At 42.1% G+C, this 21,518-nt stretch carries 15 protein-coding genes; 8 read left to right on the plus strand and 7 right to left on the minus strand.

Features of this window, described 5'->3' with window-relative positions:
* Window positions 1-252 precede the first annotated feature (252 nt).
* A complete protein-coding gene (locus AS141_RS14075; RefSeq protein ID WP_057938307.1) occupies window positions 253-1,257 on the plus strand; it encodes a YncE family protein in 1,005 nt (334 codons plus the stop codon).
* A 4-nt stretch (window positions 1,258-1,261) separates the two neighbouring features.
* Window positions 1,262-2,290 (plus strand): 6-bladed beta-propeller, encoded by a 1,029-nt coding sequence (locus AS141_RS14080; RefSeq protein ID WP_157243480.1) that lies wholly within the window; start codon window positions 1,262-1,264, stop codon window positions 2,288-2,290.
* A gap of 155 nt (window positions 2,291-2,445) precedes the next feature.
* Here the strand turns inward: AS141_RS14080 and AS141_RS14085 are convergent, their stop codons facing one another.
* Window positions 2,446-3,252: a glycoside hydrolase family 130 protein gene (locus AS141_RS14085; protein ID WP_232424922.1), complete on the minus strand. Its 807-nt coding sequence runs from the start codon at window positions 3,250-3,252 to the stop codon at window positions 2,446-2,448.
* Window positions 3,253-3,254: 2 nt separating this feature from the next.
* Window positions 3,255-3,545 carry a hypothetical protein gene (locus tag AS141_RS27100; RefSeq protein WP_232424923.1) on the minus strand — a complete coding sequence of 97 codons (291 nt, stop codon included), beginning with the start codon at window positions 3,543-3,545 and terminating at the stop codon, window positions 3,255-3,257.
* Window positions 3,546-3,648: 103 nt separating this feature from the next.
* Here AS141_RS27100 and AS141_RS14090 point away from each other — a divergent pair, with 103 nt between their 5' ends.
* Window positions 3,649-4,119, plus strand: coding sequence for a GAF domain-containing protein (locus AS141_RS14090; RefSeq protein WP_057938309.1), 471 nt, complete (start codon window positions 3,649-3,651; stop codon window positions 4,117-4,119).
* Between the two features lie 112 nt (window positions 4,120-4,231).
* The gene (locus tag AS141_RS14095; protein WP_057938310.1) at window positions 4,232-4,576 is read left to right on the plus strand and encodes a hypothetical protein; all 345 of its coding nucleotides are present in this window, start codon (window positions 4,232-4,234) and stop codon (window positions 4,574-4,576) included.
* A gap of 79 nt (window positions 4,577-4,655) precedes the next feature.
* Here the strand turns inward: AS141_RS14095 and AS141_RS14100 are convergent, their stop codons facing one another.
* From AS141_RS14100 to AS141_RS14120, 5 genes are all read right to left on the minus strand, one after another.
* Entirely contained in the window at window positions 4,656-5,816 is a 1,161-nt protein-coding gene (locus tag AS141_RS14100; protein ID WP_057938311.1) for an efflux RND transporter periplasmic adaptor subunit, read from the minus strand.
* Complete coding sequence (locus tag AS141_RS14105) at window positions 5,816-10,138, minus strand: CusA/CzcA family heavy metal efflux RND transporter (protein WP_057938312.1); 4,323 nt, start codon at window positions 10,136-10,138, stop codon at window positions 5,816-5,818. The genes AS141_RS14100 and AS141_RS14105 overlap by 1 nt, the downstream gene beginning before the upstream one ends.
* Before the next feature lie 74 nt (window positions 10,139-10,212).
* Window positions 10,213-11,592 carry a sensor histidine kinase gene (locus AS141_RS14110; RefSeq protein WP_057938313.1) on the minus strand — a complete coding sequence of 460 codons (1,380 nt, stop codon included), beginning with the start codon at window positions 11,590-11,592 and terminating at the stop codon, window positions 10,213-10,215.
* Window positions 11,589-12,257: a response regulator transcription factor gene (locus AS141_RS14115; protein WP_057938314.1), complete on the minus strand. Its 669-nt coding sequence runs from the start codon at window positions 12,255-12,257 to the stop codon at window positions 11,589-11,591. Before AS141_RS14115 ends, AS141_RS14110 begins: the two co-directional genes overlap by 4 nt.
* Window positions 12,258-12,716: 459 nt before the next feature.
* Window positions 12,717-13,973 (minus strand): PepSY-associated TM helix domain-containing protein, encoded by a 1,257-nt coding sequence (locus tag AS141_RS14120; RefSeq protein WP_057938315.1) that lies wholly within the window; start codon window positions 13,971-13,973, stop codon window positions 12,717-12,719.
* Window positions 13,974-14,463: 490 nt separating this feature from the next.
* On the opposite strand from AS141_RS14120, the gene AS141_RS14125 reads away from it, so the two are divergent.
* The 4 genes from AS141_RS14125 (at window position 14,464) to AS141_RS14140 (ending at window position 21,445) form a co-directional block, all read left to right on the plus strand.
* Window positions 14,464-15,018, plus strand: a complete 555-nt coding sequence (locus AS141_RS14125) for an RNA polymerase sigma-70 factor (protein WP_057938316.1) — start codon at window positions 14,464-14,466, stop codon at window positions 15,016-15,018.
* Window positions 15,019-15,269: 251 nt separating this feature from the next.
* Window positions 15,270-16,193 carry a FecR family protein gene (locus tag AS141_RS14130; protein ID WP_057938317.1) on the plus strand — a complete coding sequence of 308 codons (924 nt, stop codon included), beginning with the start codon at window positions 15,270-15,272 and terminating at the stop codon, window positions 16,191-16,193.
* A gap of 199 nt (window positions 16,194-16,392) precedes the next feature.
* The gene (locus AS141_RS14135; RefSeq protein WP_057938318.1) at window positions 16,393-19,869 is read left to right on the plus strand and encodes a SusC/RagA family TonB-linked outer membrane protein; all 3,477 of its coding nucleotides are present in this window, start codon (window positions 16,393-16,395) and stop codon (window positions 19,867-19,869) included.
* Between the two features lie 115 nt (window positions 19,870-19,984).
* Window positions 19,985-21,445 carry a SusD/RagB family nutrient-binding outer membrane lipoprotein gene (locus tag AS141_RS14140; RefSeq protein ID WP_057938319.1) on the plus strand — a complete coding sequence of 487 codons (1,461 nt, stop codon included), beginning with the start codon at window positions 19,985-19,987 and terminating at the stop codon, window positions 21,443-21,445.
* The last annotated feature ends 73 nt before the right edge of the window (window positions 21,446-21,518 follow it).

Raw genomic sequence — 21,518 nt, forward strand, 5'->3', positions numbered from 1 at the left:
CAATTATAGGTAACTTGAATTATACATGCAGAGGTCCGTTGGCTACTGTTTAAAGAAGTACGGATTCCATGGTCCTCATACTTGTTTTTGTGATTTTGCAGAATTTACTGGCAAAAGCTACCCTTCTTAAGGGAACTGTGATAGTTTAATCGCTGCTTCTTGACGGGGATACAACAGAACAGTGACTTATTTTGAAGTATTATTTCTCCCAATCATTGGAGTCATCATTCCTCCTTTTTTAGAATAAAAATTATGACATCCCTAATTCTTCCATATCTAATTGCCCTTCTAAATTTTTCCAACCCTAAAGACATTGTCGTTGAGCACGTCTATCTTGATCGCATCAATGCTACCGCAATAGCTGACCAAGTCCAAACCTTTGATCTGAAACAGGATTATATCAACATTAGGCATATGGTGATCAGCAAGGATTTTTACTTAATCTCCCCAGGTGAAGAGAAGTCAAAAGGATTTGCGACTTCAATTGCTAAATTGGATAAATCAGGCAACTACCTACATGAGATTTATAGATCCAAAGAAGGACATACAATTCGGGATATAGCCTATGATCCTTCAAAAAACATAGTGTTTGTAGCGCATAACAATAGGATCGTATGCATTAACCTTACCAATAACTCCATAATCCATGAGGTCAAATTTGATAAGAGTATTCACGGCGCAAAACTATTTAACAACAAACTTTACATTGCAAGTTTAGTAACCTCAGAGAAATCAAAAAGCTACTTTCTAGAATCTTATGATCCCTCAGGTTTAAAGCTTATAAAGCTTGAAAAAGAAATGAAATACAAGGCCGAAAACAATAAATCTTTCGCTTTTTCAAGATTCCCTACTTTATCAACAAGCGACAATAACCTGTTGTTATCCATGGGGGAGGTCAATGAGATCTACTCTTCGCATGATGGTTTTATTGATCCGGTTATAAGCTTCAAAAACATCTACAAAAACAGACCTGCTGATGGTGACATTATTTTTTCTTTAAGACAGGGAGTGGTCGGGAAATTTACCACCACAGGTTTCAGATACAGAAATAACCATTATGTGTATTTTTATGATCAAAAAACCAATAAACAATACCTCAGTAAGACCGGGGAAAGCTCTGGTGTTTATGATGATGTAACTGATTCTGGCTATTACACACCTTTTCTTACCAACTCAAATGAATACATGTTTTCCTACAAAAGATTCAGTTCAAATGACCAAAAGATCAAAGTCATTTTATTTAATATCAAGTCTTAAATTCTTGCTTCTATTCCTTGCAGGATGCTCTTCATCAAATGATAAGGGCATTACTTCTTTTGTCGTTCCCAAGGAAGTTAATGCTGAATTCCAGCTTTCTGAAATTGCAAAGTCAGTTGAATACCTTTCTCTAGAAACGAGTGAGGCTTCTTATTTAAGTTTAATCCAAGATGTTAAGTCCTTTAAGGATAGAATCTATGTGGTAGATTTTCCCGGACGTATTCTTGTTTTTGATAAAGCCGGGAAATTTATCCAACAAATAGGAACAGAAGGGGAAGGACCGGGGGAATTCTACAACCTCTCTTCATTTACCATAGATGAAGATTCAGAAATACTGTATGTGGCTACAGGCAGAAGATTGATATCCTACACCCTAAATAATGAATATTTAGCTGAAAAAAAATTTCCTTTTATCATTGATTACATAGAAATCATTGACAAAAAACTAAATCTTGTAGCAGGGGAAGACGGTGTAAAATCCGGAAACAAATTCGTAAACCTTCGTTCATTGTTTAAAGTCGATTCCGGATTGGATATAGTAGATTCAATCCCCCTTATTTATAGGGAAATGGATGAACAAACTGGAGCGAACTATCCCTATAAGAATTTTATTTCAACTATTGAGGATGAAAACTTTATATATACTCCGGTTTTAACTGATGAAAGTATTATTAGAGACACCTTATTTAAGATTGATGACCTAGCACTAAAACCATCAATAAAGCTTGATTTCGCTCCACCATTATTCAATGAAGATGGCAATAAATTGATTCTCATCAAGAATGTGATCTTATCCAAAAACTTTCTCATCTGCGAATACAACAGAGAAGGAAGCAGCGCTCTTTACATAGGAGCCAGAAACACTGATTTCTCGATTAATCTGAAAGAAGGATTATTAATTGAAGATGAGGAAAGTGTGATGTTAAGACCATTTGATCTATCAAGCGATCAATTCTACTTTGTAAAGACCTATAATTTCACTGATGCTTCAGAAGAGGAATTGAACCCTATGATCGGGATTGTAACACTTTGATAGAATTTTGTTTGGACAGTTCAAAAAACGAGCGAAACCTCCCACTTGGTGTAGATTATACATTGAACTAGTTGGGTTTTTAGCCACCCCATTTTATTTTCCAGCAGTGCAATTCAACGCCCCTTACAGCATAACCAGATAGCCTCGGATCACAACTACTTAGCATCGGTAGATACTACTCCCACCATACTATCCGCTGTTCCATAATAAAGTAGCCAGTTGCCTTGGAAGTACACCAAGCCTTCCAGAAAGGTGGTTCCCTCAGGGTATTGTCCTGATTTTTCGAACGGCAAGGTAGGTTGGATAAAGGGTGTTTCTGTCCTATCAATCAACTTCCAGGGCTCCGTAGCAGAAAAGAGAGCCTGTCCGCCTGTATAAACCCGGTTCCCCAGGTTTTTCACCCCTACCTGTTGAGAGTTGCCTGCATTGTAGAGCACTACAATTCCATCTTTGGTCAGTACGGGAGGAGGGCCTGCCTCCACCAGCCAAGAATCAAAATATCCTGGACGTGGACTAAGCACGGGAACCCGGTTTCCTTCATGGTTTTCTACCGGCTGCCAATGGATCAAATCCTCCGAAGTAGCCAACCAAATATGTGGAACCCCATAATACATCCAATATTTTCCATCTATTTTAGTGGCTGTAAGCTTTCCGTCTTTCAGTTCAGTGACGATTGCACCGGATTTGGATTCCGAATTGTGGTATTTCCCATCCTTCCAATCTTTGAAAATCGGCCCATGTTTTTCCCAGTTTCGAAGATCTGTAGAAGTGGCCACAGCCAGTCTTGGCACATCCCGGTTCCACTGCGTGTAGGTCAAGACATACAGCCCCTCGGTGGTCTCGATTATCCGGGGATCTTCAGTCCCACCTGTCCATTCAAATTTCTTTTGATTGTCCTCTTTCGGATAAAATATCGGCTCATGCTCCCTCTCAAAAGCAAAGCCGTCTGATGATGTGGCCAAACCTATTCTTGGGTATGCCCACCGATTTCTTTTTCCCCCAGTTTTTCTTCCGCCCGGTAGAGTATAAATACGATTCCGTCCCGGACGATAGCAGCAGGATTAAAGGTAGCCATAGATTCCCAAGCTACCCTTTTACCAGTCATTGGATCTACAAAACTGGTCTTAGACTGCGGAGATATAATAGGCATGGCTCCTTCAGATCTATGAAAAGGCCCCAGCATCCAGGGTTTTTCCTGGGCTTGCAGAGACGTAAAAGAAAATAAAAGCAGGATGAATGAAATCGATTTCTTCATTTGGGTTGGGTTTATTACGTTCAAGGTAAACCCAAGAAGCACAAAAAACTATCTTTGGAAATCGAAACCTGATCGATAAATACATTTTAACTAGCCAATATCCATGAACAATACAGACTCCATCATCACTTCCATCAGAAAAACATCAGGAGAGCCCAATTGGCAAGAATTGCTGGAAACTATTATTTCATCCTTTGATTGCACTACAGGAACGATCCACACACTAGACCGTACCACCAATCTATTAGTACTCAAATCCCAAAAAGGAATCCCCGACTTCCTATTGCCAAAAATGTCCTCCATTCCTATCGGTAAGGGAATGGCAGGAATCGCCGCCGAACGGAAGGCTCCTGTGGAAATGTGCAATTTGCAGACCGATGATTCCGGGGTAGCACGTCCAGCAGCAAAAGAAACCAAAGTGGAAGGATCCATAGCTGTTCCGATGATGCTGGAAGGGGAATTGTACGGAACCTTGGGCATCGCAAAGTCTGAACCTTATGATTTCACCCAGGCAGAAAGTGCTGCTTTGTTAGCCATAGGGGAGGAAATTGCCAGAAATATTAAAAACATATGAATTCGACCCTGACTAAGGCCAGACAGGTATTATTCAATAGTCATCCAGTGAATGATTTGTAGCATTCGAGATTCAGGACACGTTATGACCATTAAAGATTAAATCATAAAGGATGAAAACAAGAATCACTCTTTTGCTTTTACTTTTCTGGGCTGTCTCGTGCGAAAAAGAGGATATGATTGACAAGGGATTTAAAATTGTGGTGGAAAACAATTCTGATATTTCCTGCGGGCTTCCTGTAATCAGGTTTCTTAATAAAGAAGCCGAAGTAAAAGCGCTTACGGACTTAAAGACATTAACCTATAATGCATACCACCTCGACAACTCCTTGAATGCTGTTGGGAATACATTAATCGTTGAATTCACCCAAGTTATGGAAGAAGATTTACGCGCTTGCCTGGCCATTGGAATTAGTTACCCAGGAATATCTATCATTAATGCCAGACTCACAGATTGACACCCTGCTGCCACTCCGTTTCTCATGCCGCCACGGCCATCGTTCGTGCTCCACGAACGGCTCTTTGCGGTTAATACCTCTAAGGCAGCAGATTAAAGCCTCCCTGGGTTAAAATCACCGTAGTTTCATCCAAGGCTTCATTTGGCAAAAGTTCTATCATCCCATCACTTTCCAGGCCTGTATTCACTGCCACCTTCTCCAGCTTATATCCGGAATCTGACTTTTCACGCTGTACCAGCACATAGCTTTCCCCTTCAGACACAATCACTGAAGTCACTGGAACAACCCATGTTTCTTTTGGGTCTTGGACAATTTTTGCTTCCAAAAACATTCCCGGAACAAGCATTTCCCCCTCTTTTTCATCTGGGAGATGCGCGTGTATGTTGATCTGTCGCTCAGCATTAATCGACTGACCTACTACAAACACTTCGGCCTCGAAAGTTCGTCCAGGCAGATCAGGAATGGAAACCTGCACTCTTTGTCCCTTATGGATATTGGCAGCATCTTTCTCGAAAATCACCAACTCTATATGCAAATGCTCTTTACTAATAATAGTCATTGCCTTCCCACCAACTGACAGAAACGAACCCTGTACCAGATGAATCCCATCTACAAAACCCGCAATGGGTGACAGTACCGGGACTTTGGAACGGATATTCTCCGGCCTCAGCTCATCTGCGTTGATATTGATCAGTGCCAACTGACGCTTCAAACTTTCAGTTCTGGCTTTTGCACCCTGATAATCAGCTTCCGCCTTTAAGTAATTTTTCTGCGAGGCAATCTTCTCGCCAAATAGTGTTTTCTGTCGCTCATATTCTGCTTCCAAATAACCCAATTGACTATTCGTCTCCAAAAAATCCTGCTGCAACTGGATGAAATCGGGGTTTTCCAGATAGAAAAGCACCTCCCCTTTCCGAACAGGCTCTCCCTCCAGTTTATTTAACCCACTGACATATCCTCCAAAAAAAGCTGAAATCTCTTGGATTCCTTCCACAGGAACTTTCACCATCCCCTGCACTGACAATCCTTCAGAGAAATCCTCCAGTTTTGGACTTCCCCATTTCATCTTCATCGTCTCAAATTGCTCCTGAGAAACCCTAATAAAAGGTCCCGACGATGTACCTGTCTCCACTTCTACGCCTTCAGTTTCGGAGGTCTCTGAACCGCTGCATTGAAAAAACAAGAGGCTACCTGCTAAAAGAGAGACGTTTAGGATTGATTTTATAGGAATATTCTTCATCAGTTCAGAAGGTAGTTGATGTCCAAAATAGTTTGTTGATAGGCAAATTTGCTTTGCAGGTATTGAAGCGTAATCATTCGGGAATTCTCCATCAGCTGCACGTACTGGAGAAAATCAATTTCTCCTTCCTGGTAGGAGCGTTGGGCATGTTCCAGGATTTGAACTGAAAGCGTTTTGCCTTCGGTTTCATAGTAGTTTATGACACGCATATTCTGATCCAACTGCCGGTGTAACTGCTGTGCCCTACTTTCCAGTTGATTTCTATACTGCTCCGCTTCAAGCTGGATTTTTTGCTGCTGGTACTCACTGGTTTTGACTTGGGATTTTTGCGCTCCGAAAAAAAGAGGAACAGCAATCCCCGCCTGAAATCCCGGGTAAACTTTGGAATTTGCACCCGGGTTTGTCCCCCGGAACACTTCTACGTTGATATCAGGAAGTAACTTCCGCCTTTCGGCCTGAATCTGATATGCTGACTGACTGACAGCACTTTGATAATATTCCACTCCGGGATGTACTGACCAGTCTTCGGATAGAGAAGAGTCCAATAAAACATCTTCTTTCGCCAGTACCAGCTCCCCTTCCCAGTTCAGCAATAATTTCAACTGATCCAAAGCCATCAGGTAATTTTCATTGGCCTCACTACGCTTAAGGTTGATTTCCTGCCGCTTGCCTTCGGCAGTGAGTTTTTCCAGGTAATTGCTTTCACCCGTTTCAAACTTTCGGGTAGCTGCACGGGTGAATTCAGTATAAAGCGAATCAAGATATTCATAGTTTTCTATCAATTCTTGCCAATATTTTACCGTAATAAAGCTTTTGCTGATCTGTCCTTTAAGCTCTCTCTTTTTTAGTTCAAATTGCTTGAGTTGCATTTCTGCTCCAGATTCCAATGCATTTTTCTGCGCTCCATAAAGTGTAGGAAAAGCAAAATTTTGACTCAATCCCCACTTTCTATTATAGATCCCGTTTTCGGCGATGTCATTTTTGTCCTCGGCATAGTAGACAGTTGTTTTATCCAGGTTCCAACCCAGTCCGATTTTGGCCTTTGCCATCTCCAGGGACTTGTCTGCTGCCTGAATACCGAGATTTTTCTCCAAGCCTCTCTCTACGGCTTGCTCTAAGGTAAAAGGAGTCTCCTGAGCTTTCGCAGTAAAAGAAACCATCGCAATCAACGCCAGGGAAGCCAGCACTTTTTTGGGAGATGAAGACGGTCCTGATTTGGTTTTAAACAGAACGTAGAGCACAGGAAGAACAATCAATGTCAGAAATGTCGCGGAAATCAACCCTCCTACCACCACAGTGGCAAGTGGCCGCTGCACTTCAGCCCCTGCGGAATTGGATATTGCCATTGGCAAAAAACCCAGAGCAGCAGCGGATGCAGTAAGCAATACCGGCCTCAGGCGTTCCTTTGCGCCTTTTATTACCAAGTCTTTGATATTGATATAATGCGATTCCATGGATTTGAAATGTTCTATTAATACAATCCCATTCAGCACGGCTATGCCAAAAAGTGCGATGAATCCCACGCCGGCAGAAATACTGAATGGCATACCCCTGATCCATAGCAAGACTATTCCTCCTATGGCCGAAAGCGGGATTGCCGAATAGATCATCAATGCGTCTTTGGATGAGGAAAATGCGAAATAAAGGAGCACGAAAATCAAAAATAAAGCTATTGGAACTGCTATCATCAGCCTGCTTCTGGCCTTTTGGAGATTTTCAAACTGCCCTCCATAATCCACTCTATAGCCCTCAGGAAGATCAATCTGGCTGGAAATAATCCCCTGAATATCATCTACCACAGACTGCAAGTCACGGTTTCTCACATTGACTCCTATTACAACTCTTCGATTGGTGTTATCCCTGGATATCTTAGCAGGCCCTTTGGTGTAGCTGATTGTAGCCAATTCAGAAAGTGGAACCGAGCCTCCATTTGGAAGCTGGATAGAAGCCTGCTCCAGATGTCGGATATCCTTTCGGAAAGGCTCTGCAAATCTCACGACTAAGTCAAATTGCTTCTCGCCTTCGAAAACAGTTCCGGCGGTCATCCCGGCAAAGCCCATGGTCACGACCTCATTCAGATCAGAAATATTCAAACCGAACTTGGCAATTTTCCCCCGGTTATATTCAATTTTCATCTGTGGAAGACCATCTACCTTTTCCAAAATAATATCCGCAGCACCTTCTACTCCTTGGATAGCAACTTGGATTTCCTCAGCCGTCTTCAGCAGCACATCCAAATCCTCACCGAACACCTTAATTGCCAAATCGGCACGTACACCGGTAATGAGTTCATTGAAGCGCATTTCTATTGGCTGAGTAAATTCATACTCCATCCCGGGAATGACTTCCAGTGCTTCTTTGAATTTTTCCGCAAGCTCATCTTTGGTCTCTACCGTGGTCCATTCCGAACGGGGTTTTAGCGTCACGATCACATCGCTCTCCTCCATAGACATAGGATCTGTGGGGATCTCGGCAGCTCCGATACGAGTCACTACCTGATTCACTTCAGGAAATTCCTTGAGGATTTTCTCAATCTCAGTGATTGTTTCCACAGTATTGGTAAGTGTAGTACCGGTTTTCAAAAATGGTTGGATAACAAAATCACCCTCATCCAGCGTGGGCACAAACTCAGACCCCATAGAAGTGAAAAGAAAAATTGTACCAACCAACAATCCAAAAGCTGAGATCAGCACTGCTTTACTATGATCCAAAACCCAGGTAATAGCCGGGTCGTAAATTTTGTTCAGCCCATTGATTATCCGTGTAGAAATATTTTTTGGGCCTGGAGGTGTTGTCTTTAGGAAAAGCGCTGAGACTACGGGCACGTAGGTCAGCCCAAGGATCATAGCACCGATCAAGGCAAATGAAAATACTTCAGCCATTGGACGAAACATCTTGCCTTCTACCCCTGTAAGCGATAAAATCGGGATAAATACAAGGATGATAATGATCTGTCCAAAAATCGCAGAATGCATCATTTTGGAGGCTCCTGTAAAGGAAATTTCATCTTTCTTCACTTGTCTTTGTGCTTTGGACAATCCCGCCAACTGATGATCGGCTCTCGTAAACTGGAAAGCAATAAATTCCACAATAATCACGGCACCATCGATGATAATCCCAAAGTCAATCGCTCCCAGGCTCATCAAATTGGCATCTACCCCAAAAATATACATCATCGACAAGGCAAAAAGCAGACTCAGCGGAATCACCGAGGCCACCACCAATCCCGATCGAAAATTCCCCAGCAGTAAGACCACTACAAAAACCACAATCAAACAACCCAAAATCAGATTTTCTGCAATTGTGAAGGTCGTTTTTCCAATCAATTCGGAGCGGTCCAGAAAACCATTGATGATTATTCCTTCAGGAAGGGAGGATTTTATTTCTTCCAATCGCTTCTTTACCCGGTCAATCGTCCCTTTGGAATCTGCGCCCTTCAGCATCATCACCTGCCCCAGAACCTTTTCGCCTTCTCCATTTGCAGTGATTGCCCCGAATCTATTCGCATGACCAAAACCTACTTCTGCGATATCGCGGATATATATAGGAGCCCCGTTCCTGACTTCCACGACTATGTTCTCGATATCCTCCAGACTGGCTACCAGCCCTTCCCCACGGATAAAAAAGCTTTCGTTGGTTTTTTCTATGTACCCTCCGCCCGCTATGGAGTTATTCTGCTTCATCGCATGAAAAACCTCTGCAATATCAATCTGCATTCCCTTCAGGCGCTCCGGATTAATGGCTACCTCATATTGCTTTAGAAAACCGCCCCAGGTATTTACTTCCACCACACCATCTATTCCCGAAAGCTGTCTTCTTACTACCCAATCTTGAATGGTACGCAGCTCTGTAATGTCATAGTCACTTTCATATCCCGGCTCTACATCAATCACATACTGAAAAATCTCCCCTAACCCTGTCGAGATCGGGCCCATCACCGGAGAGCCAAATCCTTCAGGAATGCTTTCCTCCGCTATTTTGATTCGCTCCGCAATCAGCTGCCGGGGAAGATAAGTTCCCATTTTATCTTCGAAAACTATTGTAACTACAGAAAGGCCAAATTTAGAGACAGAGCGGATTTCGATCACCCCGGGGAGATTTGCCATTTCCAATTCCACCGGATAAGTCAGGTATTTCTCCACATCCTCCGTCGCTAGATTTCTGGAAGTAGTAATGACCTGAATCTGGTTAGTCGTGATATCAGGAACTGCGCCTATCGGCAAATTGCTCAAAGCAAAAACCCCAAAACCAATCCAGGCGGCTATAAAAATGAAAATGATGAGCTTATGCCCAATACTCCAATGTATAATTCTATCTAGCATGAGAGCGGTCGAAATTGAATTACAAAAATGGCCTACTGGTTTCTCAACGCCCGAAAAACTTCCTTAAGATTGTCTTAAATCTCAGTGCTGAAAATCAATCGAAATAAACTGCCTTTGCCTTTTTCGCTCTCTACTTCCACCTGAATATTGGATTCCATTGCCAGTTTTTTCGCAATAGCAAGGCCTAGCCCTGTGCCCTGGATAGCGCTTCCCGCTTCATTTGCACCTCTATAGAAAGGGTCAAAAATTTTATCCAATGATTCGCTGGATATCCCTTTTCCCTCATCTCTGACTGACAGGAAAGGTGATCCTTCGTGACTACCTACCTGAAGTTGGATCTTAGTAGCCGGAGAAGAGTATTTGATGGCGTTTTGGGTAAGATTAGTCAGGATCATATGGAGAGATTTTTTATTGACCATCGTAAAAAGGGGCGTGGAAAGATTGGTCTCCACTATAATCTCCCTTCCCGCATCCAATCCTACCTGCTTTGCAAAATCTTTTGTAAACGAAACCAATTCTACCTCTTCCCGACTCATTTTCCCTTTTCCTACTCTTGCCAGAGAAAGCAACTGATCTATCATCTCGGACATGCGGTCGATACTTCCCAAAGCCATTTTGATCTTTCCCACGTATTCTTCTGTTGTTCTCGGCTTACGGACCAGCACCTCAAGAGTACCCCTTAAAACAGCCAGAGGAGTCCTCAGCTCATGCGAGGCATCAGAAGTGAATTGCTTCTCACGTGTCAATGCCTGTTCTAACCGGGTCAACAACTCATTAATTGACCGTGTAAGCTGGGCGATTTCATCATTAAGATCGGCGACTGGAATCCGTTCATTGAGGTTAGTCTGGGAAATCTGATTGGTTTTTTGAATGATCTTCTGAATCGGCTGAATACTTTTCCCCGCCAAAAAACGCATGGACAAAAACAAGGAGACCAGGATACCCGGATAAAGTATCATCAGGATATTCCTCAGATTAGTCAGCAGATCTCTGGCATCTTCAAAGGACTTCGCCACCAGCATATAGCCCTCCTGTTTTCCTGCATGATTCAGCGGAATCTGCATCTGCCGCACTTCCCTGCTTCCTGTTTTTAATGTCCAAGCCTCGTTATTTTCTGCCCTTTCGGGGTAAAAACCCAAATGATGTTCTCCGAGATTTGGAGATTTATCCATAGAATTACCCTCCATATCTACGATTTCTATGAAGATAGGATTGAGTTGGATCTGGCTATGCTCCTGCTCCAGCCACTCGTCCTTATGCACAAATTTTATCTCCCTGTTTACCAAAAAAATCTGACCTACGTGCTTTTCAGTCTCCAATTTTAGTTCTCGGTCTATGCTCTGAACCACTGTATAGTCCACTACCAGATAAATAATCGCAAACACGATAAGCACGATCAAAGCGGTGACCAGTGTAAGTCTGCGTGCTATCCTTTCCTTATAAGAAACATTCATAAATCCTTGGCGATATATCCCACTCCCCTCACCGTCTGAATATAATCTTCATTTGTATTGAACTGTAGTTTTTTTCTAAGTGAATTCATAAAAACATCAATCACACCTGTATTGTAGTCAAAGTGGATATCCCATACTTCTTCGATAATCTGAGTCCTTCGGCAGACCTTGTTTTTATTCTTCATCAGGTATTCCAGCAACGCAAATTCCTTTTGGGTCAGCTGAACCTCTACTTCATTTTTCAGCACCATATGTCTGCCCGTGAAAAGGACAATGGGACCAAGCGTATATTTCTCTTCCGTTCCGCCCCTGGTGCGTAACTGCACACGGATCCGCTCCAATAATTCTTCAAAATGAAAGGGCTTTTTGATGTAATCATTAGCTCCGCACTGCAATCCTGTGATTGTTTCATCCACTGTATCTTTTGCAGTGAGAAAAATCACCGGGGTATCTGAAAATTGCCTTCTAAATTCCCTACAGACTTCCAATCCGTTCCTGATAGGCAACATCCAGTCCAGAAGTAATAGATCATACACCCCTGTAAGTGCCATTTGAAGACCTATTTGCCCATTTTCAGCAATATCCACCAGATAGGATTCCTCTTCCAATCCTTGTTTTAAAAATCCGGAAATTCCCGGCTCATCTTCTACGACTAAAATCCGCATGATTCTCTTTCCATTTTATACACAAAGCACAAAGGTCGCTGTTAGGTTAGTAGCTTTACAGGAGAACTATGCGATTCCCACAATTGTCATTAAATCCTCTCTCTCTTTCCTGTTTGCACTTTGCAAAAGTTAACAATTCAATCCAAGCAGTATAATTATAGCGCTTAATATTCTCTTGAGTTTTGGAGGAATCACTTGAGCGAGCCTTCAGAAAACAAAAAGAACACGATAAAGAGAGTCTGTGGAGAAAAAAAACATGGATCCGAATCCAGCTTCTGAAGAAATAGGACATCAGAAGAAATACTGTCGCCATGAATAATGAAGGCCTGACCATGGTAACCTGGCCAAGTCTGAAGAACCAAATTGTATACTGCATACCGCGAAAAACTCCGCTAACTTTACCGTTAACTAATTAACAAAAAAAAGACCTTCCAAAATCAAAAGGTCTCCTACTGTGATTTATGCCATTTCTGCCACTTGACGAGTGACAGGTTTTTTCTTGCTTGGTTTTTTCTTTCGCTTATTCCACCAGATTAATGTTCCGGTAATGGGTAATGAAGTAGCAATCAAACAGGCCACAAACCAAAGGAACTTAGAAAATTTCCCAAAAATATCTCCAACATGGAGCGATTTCACCGATCTGCCTATCTGCTGGCGGAAAGGTAGATCCGAAAACAGACTAGCCTCCACCACTGACAAATCCGCTGATGACAACTTCAGTTGATCAGCACCGGCCCTGGCAAAAAAACCCACCCTATATTTACTTACGCTGACAGGATCAGTAGCTTTGGATGGAATCGAAACTCTTATGTTTCCAGCATATGGAAGCTCTGTATTGGTTTTTGCAAGAATATCCTCCAGGGAGATCATCGCAAGTTTGTCTTCTTCTTCAGGATTTCCTCTTACCGATTTCGCTTCTTTTTTTGCTTTTTCACCTCCATTTTCTCCTTTTGGAGCAGGCTCTTGATAGGTATCCCACGTTTTTTGCCATCCTTCCCTATACCAACCATAAGACCAGAACGGACCTGTAGCCCCCATGATAAATAGGAAAATCAAAGAATAAAACGCTAAGGAATTATGGAGATCATGGTTTATCCGCTTCCAATTGGCAGACCATTTGATCTTCAACCCTTGTTTCCAGCTCTTCACTTTATTCGGTACCCAGATCACTATACCTGTAATCACTCCCAAAAGAAACAACAGCGTAGCGACTCCATTGATAAATCTGCCCAAATCACGGTTCCCCATACTTTCAAGTATTGGCTCTTCGATCCTATCCAGCAGCAGCCATCTGTGCAAGCTGAACATATAGCCCATAAATTCAGATGTCTTCGTCTTATCTCCCGTATTCCCTAATATCTCCGCAGAATATGGATTTACATAGTAAGTGGTTCCCCTCCCCTCTTCTCCTTCTTTCTTCAATGTGAACTGAACACTACGATCAGGATCCTCACTCCACATCAGACCGACCACTTCGGATTCAGTGCTTTCTTCCAAAGAATTTTTCAGTTCATCCGCAGACATACGAACCCCTGATTCCTCCACAAAGTAGAGTTCCGAATCCATAAACTCTCGGATCTCTGTGTTATACACATAAATCGTCCCACTAAGGCAAACCGCAATTACCACCAGGCCTGAGATCAAGCCTGCATATAAATGTATTTCGTCAAAAATATTTCGGATACTTTTCCAGGCCGTAGATTTTTTAGGCTGCATAAAACGGTCAGTTTAAAGGGGATGAGAATGAATATAGATTGCAAAAATAAGGAAGAATTTCATTATTTAGATTTAATCTAATAAAGAATTGAAAAAAGTCCCTAGAGCTTCTGTGGAAAAATCTGAAGATTAAGAATAGAGAATATAGATTTCATCAGTTTATTTTTTATTTCTCTGCGGCCATATGGAATCTCGCACGATGAATAATCATCCCTCTGTGTGCCTTTTTCGACATGCTTGATTTCATCTAATTAAAAAATAATTAAAACGTTAATTATCAAATAGTTAACTGCATGTGTTTCAAAACAGGTCTTTAAAACCATTTTTTTATCCTCATTTTCAAATAATCAATCAAATATTCAAGATTTGTATTTAATTTGAACCCAAGATTTAATAATTTAACAGTAAAACAATAATTAATAGTTAAATTTTTAACCATGTTTTTGGAATTCAACAAAAAAAATAGTCAAATTATTAAGTTAAAGACCCTATGCCTGAAAAAGTATTAAATGAGCAAGAACTTCTAGTAAGAATCAAAAATGACGACGAGTCAGCATTTATTGAAGTCTACGACCTCTACTGGAAACGTCTGTTCAATTTCGGTTACAAAAAACTTGGCAAAAAAGAGATAGTAGAAGGCATTGTACAAGAGGTTTTCATTGACTTTTGGACCAAAAGATCCAAACTGGAAATCCACAGCTCTCTCACCTCCTACTTATTCACTTCGGTGAATTACAGGATCATCAATCACTACAAATCACAGAGTATACGCGACAAGTATGCGGCACATGAAAAATCCAAAGGAGAACAAAAGAATTCATCAACCGACGAAAAGATCCTCTTCAATGACCTAAAATCAAACATCAAAAAAGTAGTGCGGAAATTTCCTCCACAGCGCAAGAAAGTATATCAATTACGCTTTAGTAAAGGCTTGAGCTATATAGAAATTGCAGAAAACCTGGAAATCTCTGTAAGTACGGTAGAAAAGCATCTTATGCGTGCCTTGAGGGATATCCGGGTGAGCCTAAGAGAACTGACACTTTGACTATTTACTTATTTAGGGCCAGGCTCTCTTTTCTGAAAGCCTTTAAGGCTGCCGCCGACCTAAAGACCGTCAGACTAATTTTTTTTGCCCGGGGCAGGCAATATGATTTTAGAATTAAAAAAGAAAATCAGGTTAAAAAAGACCATTAAACATTCAAAAAACTCAGGAAAAATAAAAAAGTTGGTTTATTTTTTATTTACAATGGAGGATATTTCTGTCTGAATTGACTTATACAGTATAACACAAAAGCAATGACTCAGGGCAACTCCAATTCATTTCATGATGAAAATGTAGAATCTCTTTTAGGATTTGAAGAAACCTTTGAAACTGGTTTTGTAGATCAAATGGATGCGCAAGACCAACACGTCTTGAAGAAAAAACTATTCGGAGAAATAAAGTCAGGGATCAGAAGACATGAGGAAAAGGCTGAAATGAAAAAGAAGCTTTGGCACACTATAAAAATAGCAGCCTCATTTCTCTTACTGATCGCTTTAAACTTCGGGTTATGGCAAGCAATAATTCCAAGAGAACAGAGCTACCAAACAGGGGCAAATGAAACGTTACAAGTAAAATTACCTGATGGATCTACAGCTTTCCTGAACTCAAATTCCTCATTGACCTACACCTATTATTGGGCGTTGGGTTTTGACAGAAAAGTGGAATTGATAGGTGAAGCTTATTTTGACATAGCCAAGAAGGGAGACCAAAGATTCATGATCAATGAAGGCGAAGTGATGGAGGTTGAAGTATTCGGAACTGAATTCAATTTCAAAAACCAACATCCCATTCACAAATTAACCTTAATAGAGGGTAGTGTAAAGCTCGGTTATCAAAGCGAAGAAGGCAATACAAATCGCATGGTTGTTCCTGGAGAGACCATTAAACTAAACGTAGAAAACCATCAGATAGAAACCAAAATGATGGCTGACCCAATCAAAATTTTAGCCTGGCAGGACCGAAAAATACGGATGAATAATGAAAGCCTGGAAGAAGTGCTTAGTATAGTGACAGAGCTTTATGATTTGAAATTAATAGATCAAAAAATACCACCAACCAACCAACTTATCTCCGGAAGCTTACCACTGACGGACAACCCAACTGAAGTGATCAATAACATCCAGGTGCTATTCAACACAAAAATCAACCTGGAACAGAACACAATTCGAATACGATAGATTACCGCTTGCCTTACGGCCGGATTGCAAGCAACAATAAATAATAGTAAAATTAATTCGAGCAAAAGCACTGGTGAAGACCAGCAGCTAAAATTACACTAGTGAGGTCAGTGTATCTACCCTACACAGATCTATGAATGATTAGCAATTGACCCAAAGTAAACGCGAATTATCATTCTAACCACTAACCTGTTAATCTATGCTCATCAAATTTACCCGTTATCTGTTGGTAGCCGGGGTGACTGGAGTGCTCGCACTCCCACTTTCCGCAAAAGGCCAAAATCTCACACAGCTTGCCAAAGGACCAACTACTGAGCAGAAGTTGGAAAAAAAGAACCTTGAATCCTCGCTCAAAGAGCTGGAAGATCTTTATGCCATTTCGATTGCATACCCTTCTACTTTGGTAGATTCTGAAAAAAGAATCCCTGCTGCAATCAACTCCAAACTCACTGCTGAAGAGAACCTACAGCGCATCCTAAAAGGGAGCCAAATTCAATTCAGAAAAGGCTCAGGAAGCTTCTATATGCTTGAGCAATCCGAGACTCAAGATCCTAAAACAGCTCCTGCACCCGCTAATTTCACTTATCAAACACTAACTCCAACTACCCGAAAAATAGAGAGAACTATCCAGGGGGTTGTCCTCGATGATACTCAGGTCCCCATTCCTGGTGCAAGTGTCCTAATAAAAGGGACGATGAACGGGGTGGTGACTGATATTGATGGAAAATTCACACTTACCCTGGAAGATGACAGCGCCGATGCAACCCTGATGGTTTCCTTTATAGGATTCACAACACAGGAGATCATAGTCGGGACCACCTCCATGTTCACGATAGAATTAGCCTCATCTGATCTGGCATTGAATGAGGTGGTCGTTACTGCATTTGGGCTAGAGCGGGACAAAAAAGCACTTGGATATTCTACACAAAGCGTAGATGGAAAAGCACTTACCGAATCCCGGCCAAGTAATGTGGCAAACAGTCTCTCAGGTAGGGTGGCAGGTGTTCAGGTGACAGGAAATTCCATGCCGGGAAGCGGTGCCCATGTAGTAATAAGAGGCTCTTCCTCAGTAGCGGGAAATAACCAGCCTCTTGTGGTAGTAGATGGAGTACCGTTAGAGCAAACTTCCAGCAGACAGTATGGAAATGGGCTATCCGAAATAAGCCCGGACAACATCAAGGAAATGACCATCCTGAAAGGTGCTACAGCTGCCGCATTGTACGGTTCACGTGCAGCAAATGGAGTGATCATGGTTACCACCAAGAATGGCGCCGGCACCAAAGGTATAGGCATAGAATTCAACAGCAACATGACTATAGACAACCCGCTGATAAAACCGGACTTTCAGAATACCTACGGGGGAGGCGCTGGCTATAGAACCTGGTATGTGGACGGAAGAAACGGATTTGACGCAGATGGAATCCGCGGAACTGCCGGGGTGGATGAAAGCTGGGGAGCTCCTATGGACGGCAGCATGGTACCTCTCTGGTATTCTGCCCCGGAAAAAGTAGCCCTTTTGCCGCAACCAAACAACTGGGAGGATTTCTGGGAAACAGGACATAGTGTTTCGAATACCATTGCTCTTTCTGGAGGAAATGACCAAGGCAGCTTCAGGGTAGCTATAGGCAGATTGGATCAGACCAGTATAATGGCTGACAACGATTATTACCGGAACAACTTTAAACTAAACACCTCCTATAAGTTCGTCCCAAAGCTCCAAATGAGTGTGAATGCGGAATATGTTAAGTCAGGCTCAGACAACAGAGGTTTCACTGGTAGCCAGGATTTCATCTGGGCTCACCGACACACAGACTACACCAAGCTTAAGAACTGGGAAGATTATTACGAAATCCAAAGACAAACTTTCAGACCGGGTGATGACTATCCCTACGCGAACTGGCAGCATGAATACTTTTCAAATCCATTTTTCAACCAAGTGTATTTGCCCAATTCAAATGAGAAAGACCGTTTAGTAGGAAGTATTGCACTGAACTACGACATAAGTGAAAACTTCAGCATTATGGCTCGATCAGGAACGGATTACTGGACTGACACCCGAATCAACATCACCAGTGCTGAAAGTTTCAAAAATAATGTCAAAAGATTTGGATCATACTCAGAATCAGTCCTAAACAGTCAGGAAACAAACAGCGATGTAATTCTGACTTTTGATAAGGATCTGACACAAAGACTTTCTCTGAAAGTTCAAGCCGGAGCAAACAACAGAGTCAACAATTACAAAAGTAACGCTGTAACCGTAGGTCAGCTTACCATTGATGGATTATACAACCTAGGCAATTATGCAAGTCCTGTCACTCCTTCCAGTACGATCAGAAAACAAGTTGTAAACAGTGTTTTTGGTTCAGCGCAATTTGGCTTCAACAATTACCTTTTCCTTGATGTAACCGGGAGAAATGATTGGTCCAGTACACTTCCGACCAATCAAAACTCATTCTTTTATCCGTCTGTAGCTATGAGTGCAGTATTGACGGATATTTTCAATGTGCAATCTGGAATCCTATCATTCGCCAAAATCAGAGGAAGTATAGCCCAAGTAGGCAACGATGCAGATCCATACCTGTTAAATCAAGTATATACTTCAGAAGGTCTTTGGGCGGGAACTACTCCCACCTATGCAGAATCAAACGAGATAGCTAATAGAACACTAAAGCCAGAAATCACCACAGGAAAAGAAGTAGGATTGGATTTGAGGTTTTTTGAGGGACGGGCAGGAATCGACTTCACTTACTACCACCAGTCCACTGTAAACCAAATCCTGGCGGTATCTATCTCTACGGCATCAGGATATAGCAGTCAAATTCTAAATGCAGGTGAAATCACCAACCAAGGCATTGAACTTACTGTAAATGCCACACCTATCAACACCGCATCTGGATTTAGCTGGTACACCGCATTCAATTTTGCGAGAAACAGAAACAAGGTAGTAGAACTGGCTAAGGGTCTGGAAAACTACATTTTGGGTACCCAAAACTCGCTGACATCTGAAGCCCGGGTTGGCCAGCCTTATGGCTCGCTTTACGGAAGAAGATACCTTCGTAGTCCTGAGGGAGAGCTAGTGTATAACAACGGGCTTCCTATTCTGGAGGAAGGAACCTTTATTTTAGGCAATATCCAGCCAGATTGGATAGGCGGATGGACCAACTCATTGGCATACAAAGGTCTTGAGCTAAACACCCTGATCGACATGAAAATGGGTGGAGATATTTTCGATGTAGGTACCGGCCTTGCCAGAAAAACAGGACAATATGCTGAGACGGCCATCGGACGTGAAGAAGGAGTAATAGGAAAGGGAGTAATGAATGTAGGCACTAGTGAAGAACCTATATATGTTCCCAATGATGTAATCGCAGATGCCACTACTTTCTGGAATTCCCAAAACCCACGAACCTATCATGAAACAGGAATTTTTGATGGGACCTATGTAAAGCTACGGGAACTATCACTGGGATACGTTTTCCCTAAAAGATTCTTAGGTAATAAGTTTATCCAGACGATGAAGCTCTCTTTGGTCGGACGAAACTTGGCTATACTTTATAAGAACCATCCTCATATGGATCCAGAAGTAGATGGAAAAGGTGGGAATGGTCAAGGGTTTTCTTATGGAGAAATGCCCTCCACCCGGAATCTGGGATTCAATCTTAATGTGACATTCTGATCAATCATTCTACCTACAAAGAACTCATCATGAAATCGAGCATAACGTCACTCAGACTGATAATTATCCTACGTGCGAGATTCCATGTGGCCTTTGAAAGACAAATTATTAACACATGAAAAGACTATACATTTCTTCCATCGCACTATTTCTTCTGACTTTCGGTACAATGACATCTTGTACCAAGGATTTTGAAGAAACCAACACAGATCCAAACAATCCGGTTTCCATTGCCCCATCCTTGCTTCTACCGAATGCAATTCAAGTGGTGGTAGACAGATACTGGGGACATAGCACCAGATATGAACGGCTCAACATCGATGCGGCAATGTGCTGGATCCAGCACCTATCGCGGAATATCTACATTAATGCTGAAGGGGATAGTTATGAAATTCCTCTTACAATCTCTTCTGGCACCTGGAACAATCTTTACCGGGATGCATTGATCAATTTCGAAAAAGTAAAATCACTATCCGCTCCGGGAGAACCTTATGAAAATGCCAATTATGTAGGCATCGCTATGGTGATGCAGTCATTTGCTTATGCATACCTAACAGATGTATTTGGCCCTATTCCCTACTCTGAGGCACTTAAGGGTACTGCAGAAGAAGCCATAAACTCGCCCAAGTACGATTCTATGGAGGAAGTGTATGCAGGGATACTAGCGGATCTGATGGAAGCAAACGACCATCTTTCCACTTCTGCCCCTGCGGTAGTCGGAGATATCATGTTTAACGGAGACATCATGAAGTGGAAGCGTTTTGCAAATTCACTCGCACTGAGAATCGCAAATAGACAAGCGACTAAAAAACCCGCTGAGTCTAAAGCTATCATGAGCCAAATTCTCTCAGATCCTGCTAAATACCCAATTATCGAAAACAATTCCCAAACAGCTGAATTAATCCATTTCGATGTGATAGGCAGCAGAAACAAAATGTTTGATGTCTTCTCAACCCGGTCTGACTGGAACATCAGCTCTACACTAATAAACAAACTTCTTGAACTTGATGATGAACGAATCACAGTGTATGCCCAACCTCTTGAAGACGGATCCTATGCAGGACTTCCAAATGGACTGACGGATGCAGCAGCAGGCAATTACAACGCTTCCAGAATCGGGCTTAAATACTTAGACCCAACCGCCCCGAGCGTCCTGATGACTCACGCAGAGGTGGAATTCATCAAAGCCGAGGCGGCATTGGACGGTGATATAGAAGGAGATGCAGCCGAATTTCTGGAAAGCGCCATTAAGGCATCTTTCATACAGCAAGGCCTGATCATGCCAAGTGACTACATGAACCGCATAGGTGGGGTGACTAAAGAAAATATCATGACCCAAAAGTGGATAGCCCTTTTTGGACAAGGTGTAGAAGCCTGGAATGAATACCGAAGAACAGGCTATCCGGTCATGCCCGCACCTAATCCCAGCGCCGTGTTTTCCAATGAAGGGATACTTCCTACCCGCATAGAATATCCTACTTCAGAATATTCACTAAACAAAACAAACCTGGACGAGGGAGTAAGCAAACTCGGTGGCTCAGACAACATGAGGACTCCACTGTGGTGGGTAGAATAACTAGCCCCAATCTCTAAAATTAAACGGAAATCTATATGAAATCGACACGATTAAAATCATCATTAAAACACAA

Origin of the sequence: Algoriphagus resistens, from assembly GCF_001442615.1 — a bacterium.
GTDB classification, from domain to species: Bacteria; Bacteroidota; Bacteroidia; order Cytophagales; family Cyclobacteriaceae; genus Algoriphagus; species Algoriphagus resistens.